We start from the raw sequence: 17,435 nt of genomic DNA on the forward strand, positions 1-17,435 counted from the left end.
TGTGTCCCCAACGGACCCACTCTGGCATCGCACCTGATCAACACGCCATTACGGGGGCCAGGTCAGCGCAGGGTCGAGGTGCGCACCACCAGTTCCGGGGTGAAGACGACCTGCCGGTGCTCGTGGGCGGTTTCGGTGGTTTCGGCCAGTAGCAGTTCCGCCGCGGTACGGCCGAGGCGGTGGCGGGGCTGGCGGACCGACGTCAGCGGGACCGCGGCCGCCGCGGCGAACTCGATGTCGTCGTAGCCCACTATCGCCAGGTCCTCCGGGACGCGCATGCGCAGGGTGGCGCACGTCTGCAGCAGGCCGAGGGCGACCAGGTCGTTGGCGCAGAACGCGGCGGTCGGGCGGATCGCCGACGGCAGGCCCGCCAGGCGCTCGCCGGCGCCGCGGCCGTCGGCGACCGTCAGCGCCGTCGTCGTGAGGTCGACCAGGTGGTCCGGGGCCAGGCCGGCGGCGGCCAGCGCGCGCAGCGCGCCCTGACGCCGGTCGCGCACCTGGCCGACCGTCGTGTGGTTGCCGATGAACGCGATCCGCTCGTGGCCCTGCTCGATCAGGTGCCGGACGGCGATCTCGCCGCCGTAGACGTCGTCGACCGCGACCGAGCAGTGCGCGGTGCCGTCCGGGGTGCGGTCGACGACGACCACCGGCGTGCCGCGGCGGGCGATCTCGTGCAGCAGTGGCGCGTCCGGGTCGACCGGCGTGATGAGGATGCCCTGCACGCGCTGCTGTTCGAGGCGGCCGAGGTAGGCCTCTTCCCGGGACGGCTGGTGGGCGCTGTTGCAGAGGAACAGGGACAGGTCGCTCTCGTCGGCGGCGTCTTCCATGCCGGCCGCGACGTCGGTGAAGAACGGGTTGCTGCCGTCGAGCATCACGTAGGCCAGCACACGGCTGCGGCCCGCCCGGAGCTGCCGCGCGGATTCGTTGCGCACGAAGCGGAGTTCGGCCATCGCGGCCTCGACCTTCGCGCGCGTGGCGGGGCTGACGCGGCCGGGCCGGTTCAGCACGTTGGACACCGTGCCGAGGGAGACGCCCGCGGCCGCGGCGACGTCCTTCATGCCCGCCGCTCTCGGCTCGGCGCCGGACTCCTGGACCGTCATCTGACCCCCTCCTGAGCACGCACCGTTGAAACGTAACATCGCCACCAACTGCGTGGTCCCGACGACGTTTGGCCACGGTTCGGTGGATGCATTGACTTGTTCTTCGGCTGCATAGTAGCGTCACCGCGCCAGGTTTGTGAAACCTTTCAATAGCCCTTCGAACCGGAGGTCGCGATGACGCGGCAGGACCCGGGCCGAGCCCCTCTGCTGGAGGTGCGCGGCGTGAGCAAGTCGTTCGGCGCCGTCGCGGCGGTCGCCGGAGTGTCGTTCCCCCTGCACGCCGGAGAGGCCCACGCGCTGGTCGGGGAGAACGGCGCCGGCAAGTCGACGATCGTCAAGATGCTGGCCGGCGTGCACAAGCCCGACGACGGCACGCTGCTGCTCGACGGCGAACCGGTCACGTTCGGTTCCCCGGCCGACGCCAAGGCCGCCGGCATCGCGGTGATCTACCAGGAACCCACGCTGTTCCCCGATCTTTCGGTGGCGGAGAACATCGTCATGGGCCGTCACCCGCGCAAGAGCTTCGGCCGCATCGACCGGGCCGCGATCCGCGCCGAAGCCGACCGGCTGTTCACGCGGCTCGGCGTCCGGATCGACCCGGCCCGCCCGGCCCGCGGGCTGTCGATCGCCGACCAGCAGATCGTCGAGATCGCCAAGGCGCTCAGCGCGGACGCCCGCGTGCTGATCATGGACGAGCCGACCGCCGCGCTGAGCCGCGTCGAGGTCGAACGGCTGTTCACGGTCGCGCGGACGCTGCGCGAGGAGGGTGCGGCGATCATGTTCATCTCGCACCGCTTCGAGGAGATCACCGAGCTCTGCCAGCGCGTCACGATCATGCGCGACGGCAAGCACGTCTCCACCGACCTGGTCGCCGACGTCACGGTCGACGAGATGGTCCACCGCATGGTCGGCCGCGACCTCGACGCGCTCTTCCCCAAGCAGGACGTCGAACCCGGCGCCGTGGTCCTCGAAGTCGAAGGCCTGGCCCGGGAAGGCGTCTTCCGCGACATCTCCTTCTCGGTGCGCGCCGGCGAGATCGTCGCGTTCGCCGGGCTCGTCGGGTCCGGTCGCTCCGAGGTCGTCCAGGCCGTGTTCGGGGTGGACGAACGCGACGCCGGAGTCGTGCGCGTCAACGGGAAGAAGCTCAAGGCGCACTCGTCGCGGGCCGCGATGAACGCGGGGATGGCGCTGGTCCCCGAGGACCGGCGTCAGCAGGGCTTGATCATGGACCTCTCGATCGAACGCAACGTGACGCTGCCGCGCTCCGGCGCGCTCGCGAACTTCGGGTTCCTCAGCGGCGGGACCGAACGGCAGGAGGCGCGGCACTGGACCGAGCGGCTGCGCACCAAGTACCGCCGCCTCGGCGACCCCGTCGGCACGCTGTCCGGCGGCAACCAGCAGAAGGTCGTGCTGGCCAAGTGGCTCGCGATGGCGCCGAAGGTGCTGATCGTGGACGAACCGACCCGCGGCATCGACGTCGGCACGAAGGCCGAGGTGCACCGGCTGATGTCGTCGCTCGCGGCCGAAGGCGTCGCCGTCGTCATGGTGTCGTCCGAACTGCCGGAGGTGCTGGGCATGGCCGACCGCGTGCTGGTGATGCGGGAGGGGCGGATCGTCGCCGAGCTCCCGCGCGCCGAGGCCACCGAAGACTCGGTCATGTTCGCCGCGATGGGACAGGGGGCCGCCGCGTGAACGCGACCAAGGTGGCCGCACCTCCCCGCGGACCGGTGACCGGGGACCGGCAGTCGTGGACCGCGAACGTCTTCAAGGCCCGCGAGTCCGGGATCGTGCTGGCCCTGATCGTGCTGGTCGTGTTCACCGCGACGCAGAACTCCCGGTTCCTGTCCGGGCAGAGCATCCGCGACATCCTGCTCGGCACGGCGATCCTCGCGGTGCTGGCCGTCGGGCAGGCGGTCGTGATCATCACCCGCAACATCGACCTGTCGGTCGGGTCCGTGCTCGGGCTCTCGGCGTTCGCCGTCGGCTCGCTGATGCGCGACAACCCCGGCCTGCCGGTGATCGTCGCGGTGCTCGCCGGGATCGTCGTCGGCGCGGTCTGCGGCCTGCTCAACGGCGTGCTCGTCCGGTTCGGCCAGGTGCCGGCGCTGGTCGTCACGCTCGGCACGCTCTACGCCTTCCGCGGGGTCAGCTTCTTCTGGGCCGGCGGCCAGCAGATCAACGCCGACAAGCTGCCGCAGTCCTTCCTGGACTTCGGCACGGCGTCGATCCTCGGGATCCCGTGGCTGGTGCTGATCGCGGTGGTCGTGCTGGTGCTCGCCGGGATCGTGCTGCGCAGCTACCGCGCCGGCCGCGAGCTGTACGCCATGGGCTCCAGCCCGCAGGCCGCGAAGCTCGCGGGCATCAAGGTCGGCCGCAACACCAGCGCCGCGTTCCTGGTCAGCGGCGCGCTCGCCGGCCTCGCGGGGGTCCTGTTCGCCGCGCGGTTCGGCACCGTCGACGCCGCCGCGGGCACCGGCTACGAGCTGAACGTCGTCGCCGCGGCCGTGGTCGGCGGGGTCGCAGTGTTCGGCGGCAGCGGCTCGGTCTGGGGCGCGGGCCTCGGCGCGCTGCTGCTCACGGTCATCGGCAGCGCCCTGGCCGTGCTCGACATCAACCAGTTCTGGCAGCAGGCGATCGTCGGCGCGCTGATCCTGCTCGCGATCGGGGCGGATCGGCTGGTCGCCGTCCGGATTGAGAAGACACTGCGAAGGCGCTTAGGAACGCAGGAGAGGGATTCCCATGTCTGACACCGGGAACCGGTTCGGCAGGCTGCTCAGCTGGGACGCCGCGGTCGTGCTCGTGACGGTCGTCGTGGTGCTGGTGGCCTCCGGCGCCGTCGAGAACTTCGGCACCAGCCGCAACTTCACGTTCCTGCTGCTCGACCTGCTGCCGATCGCGCTGATCGCGCTGCCGATGACGTTCATCATCGTCACCGGCGAGATCGACCTCTCGGTGGCGAGCACGCTCGGGCTGACGTCCGCGGTGATGGGCTCGCTGTGGGACGCGGGCCTCTCGATCGAGATGATCATCCCGCTGTGCATCCTGCTCGGCGCGATCCTCGGCGCGGTGAACGGCTTCTTCGTCACCGTCCTGAAACTGCCCGCCCTCGCCGTCACGATCGGCACGCTCGCGCTGTACCGCGGCCTGGCGTTCGTCGTCCTCGGCGACGGCGCCGTGGCCGACTTCCCGCGCGACTACACGAGCTGGGTCACCGGGACCATCGGCGACGGCCCGATCCCGAACGTCCTGATCCCGCTGATCGTGGTGGCGGCGCTGTTCGGCCTCGTGCTGCACGCGACGCCGGTCGGCCGCAGCGTCTTCGCGGCCGGCGCCGGTGAGCAGGCCGCGCGGTTCGCCGGCATCCGCACCGGGCGCCTCAAGTTCTGGCTCTACGTCGTGAGCGGCGCGGTCGCCGGGGTCGCCGGGGTGCTGTGGACGCTGCGCTACTCCAGCGCCCGCGCGGACAACGGCTTCGGCCTCGAACTCGCCGTCGTGGCCGCGGTCCTGCTGGGCGGCGTGTCCATCTTCGGCGGCAAGGGCACCCTGCCCGGCGTGCTCGCCGGCGTGGTGCTGCTGGCCTCCCTGCAGAACGCCCTGCGCCTGCAGGACGTCTCGAACGAGGCGCTCAACATCGTGACCGGCGTGCTCCTGATCGTGTCGGTCCTGCTCCCCAACATCGTGTCCTCGGCCCGAACGGCGCTCCGGCGGCGGAACCGGGCCACAGCTACCGGCGCGGTATCCCCAGAAAGGTGACGAAGATGTCCCGACGGTTCATCACCGGCGCAGTGTCGGCCGGGCTGGTGCTCGTCCTGGCCGCCTGCAGCGGCACGACGAAGAACGACAGCACCGATGCCGGTGCCCAGCAGTCCACGGCGGCGGCGAACCCGAACGCCGCGGCCAAGGAGGGCGTCAAGATGGCGTTCCTCCCCAAGCAGCTCAACAACCCCTACAGCGACATCGAGGTCAGTGGCGGCAAGACCGCGCTCGACGAGCTGAAGGGCGAGTACAAGCTGGTCGGCCCGAACGACGCGAGCGCGTCGTCGCAGGTCAGCTACATCAACACGCTGATCCAGCAGCAGCAGAACGTGATCGGCATCGCCGCGAACGACCCGAACGCGGTCTGCCCGTCGCTGAATCAAGCCCGCACCGCGGGCATCAAGGTCGTCGCCTTCGACTCCGACGCCGCCAAGGACTGCCGCGACGTCTTCATCAACCAGGCCACCACCCAGGGCATCGGCGAGGCGCTGGCCAAGCAGGCCAAGGACCTCTCCGGCGGCTCCGGCGAGATCGCGGTCCTGTCCGCGACGCCGAACGCCACCAACCAGAACGCCTGGATCGAGGTCCTCAAGAAGGAGCTCGCCAAGCCGGACTACGCGGGCCTGAAGCTGGACAAGATCGCCTACGGCAACGACGACGACCAGAAGTCGTTCCAGGAGGCCCAGGGCCTGCTGCAGTCGTTCCCGAACCTCAAGGTGATCGTCTCGCCGACCACCGTGGGCATCGCGGCCGCCGCGCGCTACGTCAGCTCGTCGAGCTACAAGGGCAAGGTCGCGGTGACCGGGCTGGGCACGCCGAACCAGATGCGCGCGTTCGTCAAGGACGGCACCGTGAAGCAGTTCGCGCTGTGGAACCCGGCCGACATCGGCTACCTCGCCGCGTACGCCGGCGTCGCGCTGTCCTCGGGCCAGATCAGCGGCAAGGAAGGCGAGAAGTTCAAGGCCGGCAAGCTCGGTGAGTACACCATCGGCGCGAGCGGTGAGATCGTCCTCGGCCCGCCGACGACCTTCGACGCGAACAACATCGACAAGTTCAACTTCTGATCAGCTCCCGCGGCCGGACCGGATCGCCGCCCCGGTCCGGCCGCGGGTCCACAAAGGACTACGGAAGATGCCCCGTTACTGCTTCTGCCTGCAGGTGAAGCCGGACCGCGCGGCCGAGTACGCCGAACGGCACCGCGCGGTGTGGCCGGAGATGCGCCAGGCCCTGCACGACACGGGCTGGCGCAACTACTCGCTCTTCCTGCGCGAGGACGGCCTGCTCGTCGGCTACGTCGAAGCCGACGACCTCGCCGCCGCGCAGGCCGCGATGGCCCGCACCGAGGTCAACACCCGCTGGCAGGCGGCGATGGCGGAGTTCTTCACCGGCCTCGAAGGCGGCCCACCCGACGAGGGGTTCCGGCTGCTGCACGAGGTCTTCCACCTCGAAACCCCCTCCGTCCGGGAAGGACAGTGATCGTCTTGCGCGACATGACGGCCGTGAAACAGGCCCTGCGGGCGCAGCGCATCGAGACGCCGTCGTGGGCGTACGCCAACTCGGGCACCCGCTTCAAGGTGTTCCCGCAGCCCGGCGTCCCGCGCACGGCCGAAGAGAAGATCGCCGACGCCGCGACCGTGCACCGGTTCACCGGCATCGCGCCCAGCGTGGCGCTGCACATCCCGTGGGACCGCGTCGACGACTACGGCGCCCTCACCGCGTACGCGCGCGACCTCGGCGTCGAGATCGGCGCCATCAACACCAACGTCTTCCAGGACGAGGACTACAAGCTCGGCTCGGTGACCAACCCCGAGGCCGGCATCCGCCGCAAGGCGACCGACCACCTGCTCGAGGCGATCTCCATCATGGACGCCACGGGCTCCCGCGACCTGAAGCTGTGGTTCTCCGACGGCATCAACTACCCGGGCCAGGACGACATCCGCGACCGCCAGGACCGCCTCGCCGCGGCCCTCAAGGAGACCTACGACCGGCTCGGGGACGACCAGCGGATCCTGCTGGAGTACAAGCTGTTCGAGCCCGCCTTCTACGCCACCGACGTCCCCGACTGGGGCACGTCGTACGCGCACTGCATGGAGCTGGGCGAGAAGGCCACGGTCTGCATCGACACCGGCCACCACGCGCCCGGCACGAACATCGAGTTCATCGTGGCGTTCCTGCTGCGCGCCGGGAAGCTCGGCGCGTTCGACTTCAACTCCCGCTTCTACGCCGACGACGACCTGATGGCCGGCGCGGCCGACCCGTTCCAGCTGTTCCGGATCATGTACGAGATCGTCCGCGGCGACGCCCTCGACCCGGCCTACGGCATCGCGTTCATGCTCGACCAGTGCCACAACATCGAGGCCAAGATCCCGGCGATCATCCGCTCGGTGCTCAACGTCCAGGAGGCGACGGCCAAGGCCCTGCTCGTCGACCGCGACGACCTGCGCGCCGCCCAGCAGGCCGGCAACGTCCTCGAAGCCAACGCCGTCCTGATGGACGCCTACAACACCGACGTCCGGCCGCTGCTGGCCGAGATCCGCGAAGAAGACGGGCTCGACCCGGACCCGGTCGCGGCCTACCACCGCAGTGGGTACCAGGACAAGATCGTGGCCGAGCGCGCCGGCGGCACGCAGGCCGGATGGGGAGCATGAGCATGACCGTGCCGGAGGACCTGGTAGCGCGCAGCAACGCGCTCGGCGCCGACCCGCGGAACACCAACTACGCCGGCGGCAACACCTCCGCCAAGGGCGACCTCACGGACCCGGTCACCGGCGCGCCGACCGAGGTGCTGTGGGTCAAGGGCTCCGGCGGCGACCTCGGGACGCTCAAGGAGTCCGGGCTCGCCGTGCTGCGGCTCGACCGGCTGCGTTCGCTGGTCGACGTCTACCCGGGTGTCGAGCGCGAAGACGAGATGGTCGCGGCGTTCGACTACTGCCTGCACGGCCGCGGCGGCGCGGCCCCCTCGATCGACACGGCGATGCACGGGCTCGTCGAGGCCCCGCACGTCGACCACCTGCACCCGGACTCCGGCATCGCGCTGGCCACCGCGGCCGACGGCGCCGCGCTCACCAAGGAGTGCTTCGGCGACCGCGTCGCGTGGGTCGACTGGCGGCGTCCGGGCTTCCAGCTCGGCCTGGACATCGCGGCCGTCAAGGCGGCCAACCCCCAGGCGATCGGCGTCATCCTCGGCGGCCACGGCATCACCGCCTGGGGCGCGACCTCGGAAGAGTGCGAGCGCAACTCCCTGGACATCATCCGCACGGCCGAGGAGTTCCTGGCCGCACGCGGTTCCGCCGAGCCGTTCGGCCCCGTCGTCCCCGGCTTCGAGGCCCTGCCGTCGGTTGAGCGGCGTGCACGCGCGGCCGCACTCGCGCCGGTGGTGCGCGGGCTCGCGTCGACCGACCAGCGTGTCGTCGGGCACTACACCGACAGCGACGCCGTCCTCGAATTCCTGGCCCGCGAGAAGCTCGCGCCGCTGGCCGCGCTCGGCACGTCCTGCCCGGACCATTTCCTGCGCACCAAGGTCCGGCCCCTGGTGGTGGATCTCCCCGCGACCGCGTCGCTGGAGGACGTCGTCGCGCGGCTGAAGGAACTGCACGCCGAGTACCGCGACGAATACCGCGCCTACTACGAGCGGCACGCGACCCCGGACTCGCCCGCGATGCGCGGCGCCGACCCGGCGATCGTGCTCGTCCCCGGCGTCGGGATGTTCTCCTTCGGCAAGGACAAGCAAACCGCCCGGGTGGCGGGGGAGTTCTACGTCAACGCGATCAACGTCATGCGTGGCGCGGAGTCCGTCTCGACGTACGCGCCGATCGCCGAGAGCGAGAAGTTCCGCATCGAGTACTGGGCCCTCGAAGAGGCCAAGCTGCAGCGGATGCCGAAGGCCAAGCCCCTCGCCGGGCGGATCGCCCTGGTGACCGGCGCCGGCTCGGGAATCGGCAAGGCCATCGCGCTGCGGCTCGCCGCCGAGGGCGCGTGCGTCACGATCGCCGACCTGAACACCTCGGCGGCCGAGGAGGTGGCTTCGGAGATCGGCGGCCTCGCGGTGACCGCTGACGTCACCGACGCCGAGGCCGTGCAGGCCGCGATCGACGCGACCGTGCTGGCCTTCGGTGGCCTCGACCTGGTCGTCAACAACGCCGGGCTGTCCATCTCCAAGCCGCTGCTGGAGACCACCGAGCGCGACTGGGACCTGCAGCACGACGTCATGGCCAAGGGCTCGTTCCTCGTCGCGCGCGCCGCGGCGAAGGCCATGATCGACCAGGACAACGGCGGCGACATCGTCTACATCTCGTCCAAGAACGCCGTGTTCGCGGGCCCCAACAACGTCGCCTACGGCGCGGCCAAGGCCGACCAGGCCCACCAGGTCCGGCTCCTGGCCGCCGAGCTCGGCGCGTACGGCATCCGCGTCAACGGCGTCAACCCGGACGGCGTCGTCCAGGGCTCCGGCATCTTCGCCGGCGGCTGGGGCGCGCAACGCGCCGCCGTCTACGGCGTCGAGGAGGCGAAGCTCGGCGAGTTCTACGCCCAGCGGACCATCCTCAAGCGCGAAGTGCTGCCCGAGCACGTCGCGGCCGCGGTGTTCGCCCTCACCGGCGGCGACCTGACCCACACCACCGGCCTGCACGTGCCGGTGGACGCCGGGGTGGCCGCGGCGTTCCTGCGTTGATCCCGGCTGAAGGAGAGCGATGACCCTCGACCGCATCACGCCGCGCAAGACCCGCGTCGGGCTCGTCGCGGGCGGGCTCGGCGCGTACTGGCCGCAGTTCCCGAAGCTGCTGCCGCAGCTGCAGGCGTCCGCCCGGCGGGTGGCCGAACGACTGTCCGGAATGGACTGCGAGGTCGTCGACGTCGGGTTCGTGTCGGACGCCCAGGAGGGCGCGGCCGCCGCGGAGGAGCTGCGGGTCGCCGGCTGCGACCTGATCATCGGCTTCCTCACGACGTACCTGACGTCCAGCATGCTGGCGCCGGTCGCCCAGCGGTCCGGCGCGCCGGTGCTGCTGCTGAACCTGCAGCCCACCGAGGCGATGGACCACGAGTCCTTCGACACCGGCGCGTGGCTGGCCTATTGCGGCGCCTGCCCGCTGCCGGAGATGGCCAACACGTTCCGCCGGCTCGGCGTCGAGTTCCGTTCGGTGTCCGGGTACCTGGAAGACACGCGCGCCTGGACGCGGATCGAGCGCTGGATCAAGGCGGCGGGCGTGCGGGCGGCGTTCCGCAACGGCCGCCACGGCCTGCTCGGGCACCTCTACCCGGGCATGATGGACGTCTCGACCGATCCGACGCTGGTGTCCGGCCAGCTCGGCGGGCACGTCGAGATCCTGGAGATCGACGACCTGCGCGTGCGCGTCGAGAAGGTGACCGAAAGCGAGACGGCCGACCGCGTCGCCCTGGCCTGCGATGTGTTCACTGTGGACGAGTCCGTTGTGGACGAAGACTTCGCTTGGGGCGCGCGGGTTTCGGTGGCACTCGACCGGCTCGTGGAGGACTTCTCGCTCGACTCGCTGGCCTACTACCACCGCGGGCTCGACGGCGAGACCCACGAGCGCGTCGGCGCCGGGTTCATCCTCGGCGCGTCGCTGCTCACCGCCCGCGGCATCCCGGCCGTCGGCGAGTACGAGCTGCGGACGTCGCTGGCCATGCTGCTGATGGACCGGCTCGGCGCGGGCGGCTCGTTCACCGAGCTGCAGGCGCTGAACTTCCACGACAACGTGGTCGAGATGGGCCACGACGGCCCGGCGCACCTCGGCATCAGCGCCCGCAAGCCGCTGCTGCGCGGCCTCGGCGTCTACCACGGCAAGCGCGGCTGGGGCGTCTCGGTCGAGTTCGACGTCAAGCAGGGGCCGGTGACACTCTGCGGGCTGGCGCAGGCGCTCGACGGCACGTTCTCGCTCGTCGCGTCCGAAGGCACGGTCGTGCCCGGGCCGCTGCTGCGGATCGGCAACACGACGTCCCGCGTCGACTTCGGGTGCGACCCGGGGGAGTGGACCGACGCGTGGTCGGCCAGCGGCATCGCGCACCACTGGGCCTTGGGCACCGGCCACCGCGTCGCCGAGCTGACGGCGGTGGCGGACCTGCTCGGGCTGGAGCTGACCGTGGTGCGGGCGTGACGCGGGTCGCGGCCGTCGACCTCGGCGCGTCCAGCGGGCGCGTGATGGCCGGGACCGCGGGACCGGGCCGCCTGAGCCTGGAGGAGGTCCGGCGGTTCCCCAACGGCGGGGTCCGCGCGGGGCCGGCGCTGTACTGGGACGTCCTGGGCCTGTACCGGGAGACCCTCACCGGGATCCGGGACGCCGGCGCGGTGGACGGCATCGGCATCGACTCCTGGGCCGTCGACTACGGGCTGCTCGACGCCTCCGGCGCGCTGCTCGGCAACCCCGTGCACCACCGCGACGCCCGCACCGACGGCGTGCCCGAGAAGGTGGCCGCTTCGATCTCCGCCCGCGAGCTGTACGACGTCACCGGGCTGCAGCAGCTGCGGTTCAACACGCTGTACCAGCTGGTGTCCGAACCGGACCGGCTGGCCGCGGCTCACACCATGCTGCTGATCCCGGACCTGCTGAACTACTGGCTGACCGGCGAGATCGGCGCCGAGCGCACCAACGCGTCCACCACCCAGCTCTACGACGTCCGCGCGCGGACCTGGGCGTTTTCGCTGGCTTCGCGCGTGGGCATCCCGCCGAGGCTGCTGCCACCGCTGCGCGACCCCGGCACGGTGGTGGGCCCGGCGCGGGAGTTGTCCGGCGTGCCGGTGATCGCGGTCGGCTCGCACGACACGGCGTCGGCGGTGGTCGCGGTCCCGGCGTCACCCGGGAGCAATTTCGCTTACATCTCCTGCGGCACCTGGTCGCTGGCCGGGCTGGAGCTGCCCGAACCGGAGCTGGGCGACGCGGCCCTGGCCGCGAACTTCACCAACGAGGGCGGCGTCGACGGCACGATCCGCTTCCTGCGCAACGTGATGGGCCTGTGGGTGCTGTCGGAGACGCTCCGCACGTGGTCCCGCACGGACCTGCCGGACCTGTTGGCGGCGGCCGCGTCGGCCCCTGCCCTGGCGGCGGTCGTGGACATCGACGCGCCCGCGTTCCTGCCGCCGGGTGACATGCCCGCCCGCATCGCGGCGGCCTGCCGCGCCACGGGCCAGCGCCCGCCGTCGCGGCCGGCCGAGGTCGTCCGGTGCATTGTGGACAGTCTGGCCCTGGCCCACCGCCGCACCCTCCGCACGGCGGCCGAGGTCTCCGGCCGCACGTTCGACGTGGTCCACATCGTCGGCGGGGGAGCCCGCAACGAACTCCTGTGCCAGCTGACGGCGGACGCGTGCGGCGTCCCGGTCCTCGCGGGCCCAGTCGAGGCCGCCGCGCTGGGCAACGTCCTGGTCCAGGCCCGAGCCCTGGGCGACGACCTCCCGGACCTGCCGTCAATGCGAGCCCTGGTCCGCGAAACCCAGACCCTGAAGCGCTACGAACCCTCCGGCCGAGCCGACTGGGCCGCCGCAGAGTCCCGGCTCGGCTGAGGGTCGTGAGTGGTAATGAGGGTTAGAACCCTCATTACCACTCACGACCCCCGGCGTGACGTGCCAGTGATCGGGGCAGGAGTGCGCGTTCGTCCCCTTGCGACGGTCCCCGGCGGGCAGACTCGCCGTGGGTACCGTTGCGGACCCCGGGGGACCTGGCGAGGCTGACTGCGGATCTCTTGTCGGAAAATTTCCGACCGCGAACGAGGGAGTACGTATGGCGCACCGATCCCGCACCCTGGCCGCTGTGGCCGCCGCCGCGCTCGGCCTCGCGGTGGCCTTCCCGGCGACGGCGTTCGCCGACCCGCCCGGCGCCCTTCCCGCCAACGCGAGCGACTTCGAGAAGACCTTCCAGCCGGCCTTCGACTACGACAAGGACGGCTGTTACCCGACCCCGGCGATCGGGCCGGACGGGACCATCGCGCCCGGCCTGTCCCTCGGCGGCGACACCAACGGCCACTGCCGCGACTCCTGGGACCTCGACAACACCAACTCCTACTCGCGCCAGAAGTGCAACAACGGCTGGTGCGCGGTGATGTACACGCTCTACTTCGAGAAGGACCAGGCCTCGCTCGGCCCCGGCAGCGCCGGGCACCGCAACGACTGGGAACACATCGTCGTGTGGGTCAAGGACAACCAGGTCGAGTACGTCGCGACGTCGCAGCACGGCGGTTTCGCGGTGCACGATCGCGCGAGTTTGCTGTTCGAGGGTACGCACGCGAAGGTCGTCTACCACAAGGACGGCGGCTCGACGCACTGCTTCCGCTCGGCCAACGGCAACGACGACCCGCCGGAGAACCACAAGGGCGTCTGGCAGTACCCGACCCTGGTCGGCTGGGACGGCTACCCGGCCGGGCTCCGCGACAAGCTCGTCGCCGCCGACTTCGGCAGCGCGACCTTCGGCATCAAGGACGGCCAGTTCAACGGCAATCTCGGCAAGGCCAAGCCGGGCGGCATCCCGTTCGACGAGAACGCCTGACGCTCAGCTCGTGACCGGCCGGCCGCGGCCGCGCTTCAGCTCGAAGAAGCCCGCCGTGCCGGTCACGAGCACGACGCCGTCCCACAGCCGTCCGGCCGCCTCGCCGCGGGGGACCGGGCTGACGACCGGGCCGAAGAACGCGTTCACCGCGCCGTCGTCTCCGGGCAGGTGGAGGGCCGGGACGCCGAGGTCCTCGCCGATCGGGTCGAGCGCCGCGCGGTTGCTCTTCAGCAGATCCGCGTCGAACTCCTTGCTGTCGGCCGCGTCCGCGAGAGCGGCGGGCAGTCCCGCCTCGGCGAGGGCGGCTTCGAGCGTGGCCCGGTCGACCGGCGCCTTGTCACGGTGCACGCGGGTGCCGAACGCGGTGTAGAAGCCGCGCAGGACGTCGTTGCCGTGCGCCCGCTCGGCGGCCAGCGCGACGCGGGCCGGGCCCCAGCGCTCGTCGAGCCACTCCCGGTACCAGGCGTCCACTTCGCGGCCTTCGTTGTGCACGGCCAGGCTGAACACGTGGAACCGCGTCCGGACGTCGCGCACCTGTTCCACTTCGAGGAGCCACCGCGAGCCGATCCAGGCCCACGGGCACACGGGGTCGAACCACAGGTCGACGGTCTTCACTTCGGTCACGCCCCGCACGCTAAGCCCGGCGACCGGCCCGGCAGAAGATCCAATTCCACGTCAGCGGACCGGGCCAATCAGAGCCAGCCGCGGTCGTCGGCGATCCGGACGGCGTCGACGCGGTTGCGCCCGCCGGTCTTGGTGATCGCCGCGGAGACGTAGTTCCGCACGGTGCCTTCGGACAGGTACAGCCGGGACGCGATCTCGGCGACGGTCGCGCCGGTCCGCGCGGTGATGAGGACGTCGCGTTCGCGTGCCGTCAGCGGGGATTCGCCCGCGGCGAGCGTCGCCACCGCGAGCGCCGGGTCGACCACGCGCTCGCCCTTCACGACCCGGCGGATCGCGTCGGCGAGGGCGTCGGCCGGCGCGTCCTTGACGACGAACCCGACCGCCCCGGCCTCCATCGCGCGGCGCAGGTAGCCGGCGCGGCCGAACGTCGTGAGCATGACGACGCGGCAGTCCGGCACCTGCGCGGCCAGCACGGCCGCGGCGGCCAGCCCGTCGAGGCCCGGCATCTCGATGTCGAGCAGCGCGACGTCGGGCCGGTGCTCCCGTGCGGCCGCGACGATCTCGTCGCCCCGCCCGACGGACGCGACGACCTCGAAGTCGTCCTCCAGGTCCAGGAGGGTGCCGAGAGCTTGGCGGACCATCTCCTGGTCGTCGGCCAGCAACAGCCGGATGGTCACGGCACCTCCACCGGGGTCAGGGACACGGCCAGCCGCCAGCCCCGGGGGCTCGCCGGCCCGGCTTCGACGCGCCCGCCCGCGTCCGCGACCCGTTCGCGGAGCCCCGCGAGCCCGCTGCCTTCGGTGGTCGCGCCGCCGACGCCGTCGTCGAGCACCTCGACCGAGGACGCGGAAAGCGTGACGGCGCAGCGGGTCGCGCGGGCGTGGCGGGCCACGTTGGTGAGCCCTTCGCGCACGACCCAGCCGAACAGCTCCTGGTGGTCCGGGCCGACGACGTCGACGGCGGTGGGCAGGTCGGCGGTGACCCCGCACGCGCGCAGCAGCTCTCGGCCGCGAGCCAGCTCGCCGGCGAGGGTGACGTCCCGGTAGCCCGACACGGCGGCCCGGACGTCGGTCAGCGCCTGGCGGGCGAGTGTCTCGACGGCGGCCATCTCCTCGCCGGCCCGCGCGGTCTCGGTGCCGAGCAGCCGCCGGGCCAGCGTGCTCTTGACGGTGATCGCGGTCAGCGAGTGGCCGAGCAGGTCGTGCAGGTCGCGGGCGATCCGGGTGCGCTCGGCCTCCGACGCCAGCCGCGCGACCTCGGCGCGGGCCTCGACGAGGGCGATGTTGGCGTGGATGGCTTCGGCGAAGGCGTAGACCACGAGCACGGTGAAGAACAGGGCGATCGCCTGCGGCCAGCCCGGTTCGGCCCGCCACGACGGCACGGCCAACGGGACCAGGACGGCGGCCAGCGCGACGACGGCACCCAGCGCCGGGGCGTAGCGGCCGATGCGCGGCGCGACCAGCGAAACGACGACCGCGGCGAGGAAGAAGGCCTCCCCGTGGGCGAAGGGGAGCGCCGCGGCGAAGAGCACCGTGCAGACGCCGAGGGACACCCAGTACCGCCGCCAGGTGCGGCGGGCGGCGGCGATCGCGCCGACGACGTAGGCGACGGCGAAGGCGGCCACGATCACGCAGCCGGCCACCGCGGCGGCGCCGCTCGAGTGCTCCAGCACCGCCGGCACCGTGACGATCGGGAAGGCGAGCAGGCCCGCGTCGAGGACCAGCCGCCGCCAGCCGTGCACCCACCGCTGCGCGTCGGCGGGTGCCGTCGAGTCGTTCATCAGCGGCACGCTACCGCGCCCGGCCTCAGCGGGCCGCGAACCGCGACCGCAGCTCGCGGCCGTTCACCAGCACGGCGACGCCGAGCAGCAGCAGCCCGCAGACCGCCTGCTCGAGCCGCAGCCACACCGGGAACGCGCCCGGCAGCGCGACGATGACGGCGATCGCCACCAGCATCACGCCCGAGACGATCCGCAGCCGCAGGAACGCCTTCTTCGACCCGCGTGCCGCCCGGCGGGCGAAGGAGAGCGTCAGGAGCGCGCTGGCGACGACGATCGTGGCGCGCACCCAGACGGCGTCGGTCACCATCGAGGGGTTGTCGCGGAGCAGGACGATCGCGCCGAGCGTCAGGACGCTGACGCCGAGGTAGGTGCCGACGAGGGCGAGCACGCGGCGGAAGGCCGGCGCGGTGGTCTGGACGGTCACGGTGTTCTCCCCGGGGAGTGCGGAACGGAGTTGCTTGCCCCGGAAATGCTCGTCGCGCGGGCTCCCGGTGGGCAGTGCCGTCCCGCACCGGGCGCTCATGACATTTGTCATCGTGTTGTCGGCCCAGGACTGGGAGAGCGCTCTCACAGGTGCTACAAAGAACGGGTGACGACGCATCCGCCTCCGGCGCCACCGACCCTCGAAGACGTCGCGCGGGTCGCCGGCGTCTCGCGCGCCACGGTGTCGCGGGTGGTGAACAGCGTGCGCAACGTCGACCCGAAGCTGCGGGAAACCGTCGAACGCGCCATCGCCGACACCGGCTACGTGCCGAACCGGGCCGCGCGGTCGCTGGTCACGCGGCACACCGGCGGGATCGCGCTGGTGGTGTCCGAACCCGAGCGGCACGTCGACGCCGAGGCGTTCACCGGCGGCGTGTTCGGCGACCCGTTCTTCGGCCGGGTGGTCGAGGGCGTTGTCGCGCACCTGCGCCCGCACGGCCGGCACCCGCTGCTGATGCTCGTCGACAGCGAGGACGAACGCGCCTCGCTCGTGGCGAAGCTGCGGCAGGAGCAGGTCAGCGGAGTGCTGCTGATCTCGCTGGCCCCCGACCGGGACCCGTTGCCGCTCATGCTGACCGAGGCGGGCGTCCCGACGGCGCTGTTCGCGCGGCCCGCCCGCCCGGCGCCGGTGTGCTACGTCGACGTCGCCCACCAGGACGGCGCCCGGATCGCGGCGGACCGGCTCATCGCCCGCGGCTGCCGGCGGGTCGCGACGATCGCCGGCCCGGGCGGCACCCCGGCGGGCCACGACCGGCTGGCGGGCTTCCGCGACGCGATGGCCCGCCACGGCCACGCGTACGTGGCCGTCGCCGAGGGCGACTTCACCCAGCACGGCGGCGAGCTCGCGATGGAGCGGCTGCTGGCGGCCGAGCCGGACCTGGACGGCGTGTTCGTCGCCAATGATCTGATGGCGTACGGAGCTTTGTCGGTGCTTTCCGACGCCGGGCGCCGGGTCCCGGACGACATCGCGGTCATCGGCTTCGACGACAGCCGCGTGGCGCTGAGCTGCCGCCCCCGCCTCACGACGATCCGCCAGCCGGTCGAGGCCATGGGCGCGGCGATGGCGCGGATGGTCCTGGACCGCATGGCGAACCCCGCGCTGCGCGCAGAATCGGTGATCTTCGACCCGGAACTGGTGGTCCGAGACTCCGCCTGACCCGTACCCAACCAGTCGGCCCACGTACCGAGACAGTCGGCTCGCGT

General features: G+C 71.8%; 16 protein-coding genes. 11 read left to right on the forward strand and 5 right to left on the reverse strand.

The features are described 5' to 3' along the window. Positions 1-62 precede the first annotated feature (62 nt). Complete coding sequence (locus OG439_RS11790) at positions 63-1,100, reverse strand: LacI family DNA-binding transcriptional regulator (protein ID WP_326949425.1); 1,038 nt, start codon at positions 1,098-1,100, stop codon at positions 63-65. 174 nt (positions 1,101-1,274) lie between these two features. Between OG439_RS11790 and OG439_RS11795 the strand changes: the two genes are divergently transcribed. The 10 genes from OG439_RS11795 to OG439_RS11840 all read left to right on the forward strand — a co-directional run bounded on the left by OG439_RS11795 (position 1,275) and on the right by OG439_RS11840 (position 13,345). Next, entirely contained in the window at positions 1,275-2,792 is a 1,518-nt protein-coding gene (locus OG439_RS11795; protein WP_326949426.1) for a sugar ABC transporter ATP-binding protein, read from the forward strand. Continuing rightward, the gene (locus OG439_RS11800) at positions 2,789-3,847 is read left to right on the forward strand and encodes an ABC transporter permease (protein WP_326949427.1); all 1,059 of its coding nucleotides are present in this window, start codon (positions 2,789-2,791) and stop codon (positions 3,845-3,847) included. The genes OG439_RS11795 and OG439_RS11800 overlap by 4 nt, the downstream gene beginning before the upstream one ends. Continuing rightward, positions 3,840-4,853, forward strand: coding sequence for an ABC transporter permease (locus OG439_RS11805; RefSeq protein ID WP_326949428.1), 1,014 nt, complete (start codon positions 3,840-3,842; stop codon positions 4,851-4,853). Before OG439_RS11800 ends, OG439_RS11805 begins: the two co-directional genes overlap by 8 nt. A gap of 5 nt (positions 4,854-4,858) precedes the next feature. Next, positions 4,859-5,920, forward strand: coding sequence for a rhamnose ABC transporter substrate-binding protein (gene rhaS / locus OG439_RS11810; protein WP_326949429.1), 1,062 nt, complete (start codon positions 4,859-4,861; stop codon positions 5,918-5,920). A 67-nt stretch (positions 5,921-5,987) separates the two neighbouring features. Further along, entirely contained in the window at positions 5,988-6,332 is a 345-nt protein-coding gene (locus tag OG439_RS11815) for an L-rhamnose mutarotase (RefSeq protein WP_326949430.1), read from the forward strand. Positions 6,333-6,346: 14 nt separating this feature from the next. Further along, the gene (gene rhaI, locus OG439_RS11820; protein WP_247051587.1) at positions 6,347-7,504 is read left to right on the forward strand and encodes an L-rhamnose isomerase; all 1,158 of its coding nucleotides are present in this window, start codon (positions 6,347-6,349) and stop codon (positions 7,502-7,504) included. A 2-nt stretch (positions 7,505-7,506) separates the two neighbouring features. Further along, on the forward strand, positions 7,507-9,525 hold the full coding sequence (locus OG439_RS11825; protein ID WP_326949432.1) for a bifunctional aldolase/short-chain dehydrogenase: 2,019 nt from the start codon (positions 7,507-7,509) through the stop codon (positions 9,523-9,525). 19 nt (positions 9,526-9,544) lie between these two features. Further along, complete coding sequence (locus tag OG439_RS11830; protein ID WP_326949433.1) at positions 9,545-10,966, forward strand: L-fucose/L-arabinose isomerase family protein; 1,422 nt, start codon at positions 9,545-9,547, stop codon at positions 10,964-10,966. Positions 10,967-11,010: 44 nt separating this feature from the next. Continuing rightward, positions 11,011-12,366: a rhamnulokinase gene (locus tag OG439_RS11835; RefSeq protein WP_326951532.1), complete on the forward strand. Its 1,356-nt coding sequence runs from the start codon at positions 11,011-11,013 to the stop codon at positions 12,364-12,366. Positions 12,367-12,583: 217 nt separating this feature from the next. Further along, positions 12,584-13,345, forward strand: a complete 762-nt coding sequence (locus OG439_RS11840) for an NPP1 family protein (RefSeq protein WP_326949434.1) — start codon at positions 12,584-12,586, stop codon at positions 13,343-13,345. A 3-nt stretch (positions 13,346-13,348) separates the two neighbouring features. On the opposite strand, the gene OG439_RS11845 is transcribed toward OG439_RS11840, so the two are convergent. The 4 genes from OG439_RS11845 to OG439_RS11860 form a co-directional block, all read right to left on the reverse strand. After that, positions 13,349-13,969: a mycothiol-dependent nitroreductase Rv2466c family protein gene (locus OG439_RS11845; RefSeq protein WP_326949435.1), complete on the reverse strand. Its 621-nt coding sequence runs from the start codon at positions 13,967-13,969 to the stop codon at positions 13,349-13,351. A gap of 68 nt (positions 13,970-14,037) precedes the next feature. After that, on the reverse strand, positions 14,038-14,646 hold the full coding sequence (locus OG439_RS11850) for a response regulator transcription factor (protein WP_326949436.1): 609 nt from the start codon (positions 14,644-14,646) through the stop codon (positions 14,038-14,040). Continuing rightward, a complete protein-coding gene (locus OG439_RS11855; RefSeq protein ID WP_326949437.1) occupies positions 14,643-15,749 on the reverse strand; it encodes a sensor histidine kinase in 1,107 nt (368 codons plus the stop codon). Before OG439_RS11855 ends, OG439_RS11850 begins: the two co-directional genes overlap by 4 nt. Positions 15,750-15,774: 25 nt before the next feature. Continuing rightward, positions 15,775-16,173, reverse strand: a complete 399-nt coding sequence (locus OG439_RS11860; protein WP_326949438.1) for a hypothetical protein — start codon at positions 16,171-16,173, stop codon at positions 15,775-15,777. A gap of 165 nt (positions 16,174-16,338) precedes the next feature. Between OG439_RS11860 and OG439_RS11865 the strand changes: the two genes are divergently transcribed. Beyond that, positions 16,339-17,388: a LacI family DNA-binding transcriptional regulator gene (locus tag OG439_RS11865; RefSeq protein ID WP_326949439.1), complete on the forward strand. Its 1,050-nt coding sequence runs from the start codon at positions 16,339-16,341 to the stop codon at positions 17,386-17,388. The last annotated feature ends 47 nt before the right edge of the window (positions 17,389-17,435 follow it).

The organism is Amycolatopsis sp. NBC_01307, from assembly GCF_035975215.1.
Classification (GTDB): Bacteria; Actinomycetota; Actinomycetes; order Mycobacteriales; family Pseudonocardiaceae; genus Amycolatopsis.

Excerpts from the sequence above, each read along its gene's own strand:
- OG439_RS11835 (WP_326951532.1), top strand. The coding sequence starts at position 11,011 with ATGGCCGGGACCGCGGGACCGGGCCGCCTGAGCCTGGAGGAGGTCCGG.
- OG439_RS11855 (WP_326949437.1), bottom strand. The coding sequence starts at position 15,749 with ATGAACGACTCGACGGCACCCGCCGACGCGCAGCGGTGGGTGCACGGC.
- rhaS (WP_326949429.1), top strand. The coding sequence starts at position 4,859 with ATGTCCCGACGGTTCATCACCGGCGCAGTGTCGGCCGGGCTGGTGCTC.
- OG439_RS11840 (WP_326949434.1), top strand. The coding sequence starts at position 12,584 with ATGGCGCACCGATCCCGCACCCTGGCCGCTGTGGCCGCCGCCGCGCTC.
- OG439_RS11825 (WP_326949432.1), top strand. The coding sequence starts at position 7,507 with ATGACCGTGCCGGAGGACCTGGTAGCGCGCAGCAACGCGCTCGGCGCC.
- rhaI (WP_247051587.1), top strand. The coding sequence starts at position 6,347 with ATGACGGCCGTGAAACAGGCCCTGCGGGCGCAGCGCATCGAGACGCCG.
- OG439_RS11815 (WP_326949430.1), top strand. The coding sequence starts at position 5,988 with ATGCCCCGTTACTGCTTCTGCCTGCAGGTGAAGCCGGACCGCGCGGCC.
- OG439_RS11795 (WP_326949426.1), top strand. The coding sequence starts at position 1,275 with ATGACGCGGCAGGACCCGGGCCGAGCCCCTCTGCTGGAGGTGCGCGGC.
- OG439_RS11790 (WP_326949425.1), bottom strand. The coding sequence starts at position 1,100 with ATGACGGTCCAGGAGTCCGGCGCCGAGCCGAGAGCGGCGGGCATGAAG.
- OG439_RS11805 (WP_326949428.1), top strand. The coding sequence starts at position 3,840 with ATGTCTGACACCGGGAACCGGTTCGGCAGGCTGCTCAGCTGGGACGCC.
- OG439_RS11830 (WP_326949433.1), top strand. The coding sequence starts at position 9,545 with ATGACCCTCGACCGCATCACGCCGCGCAAGACCCGCGTCGGGCTCGTC.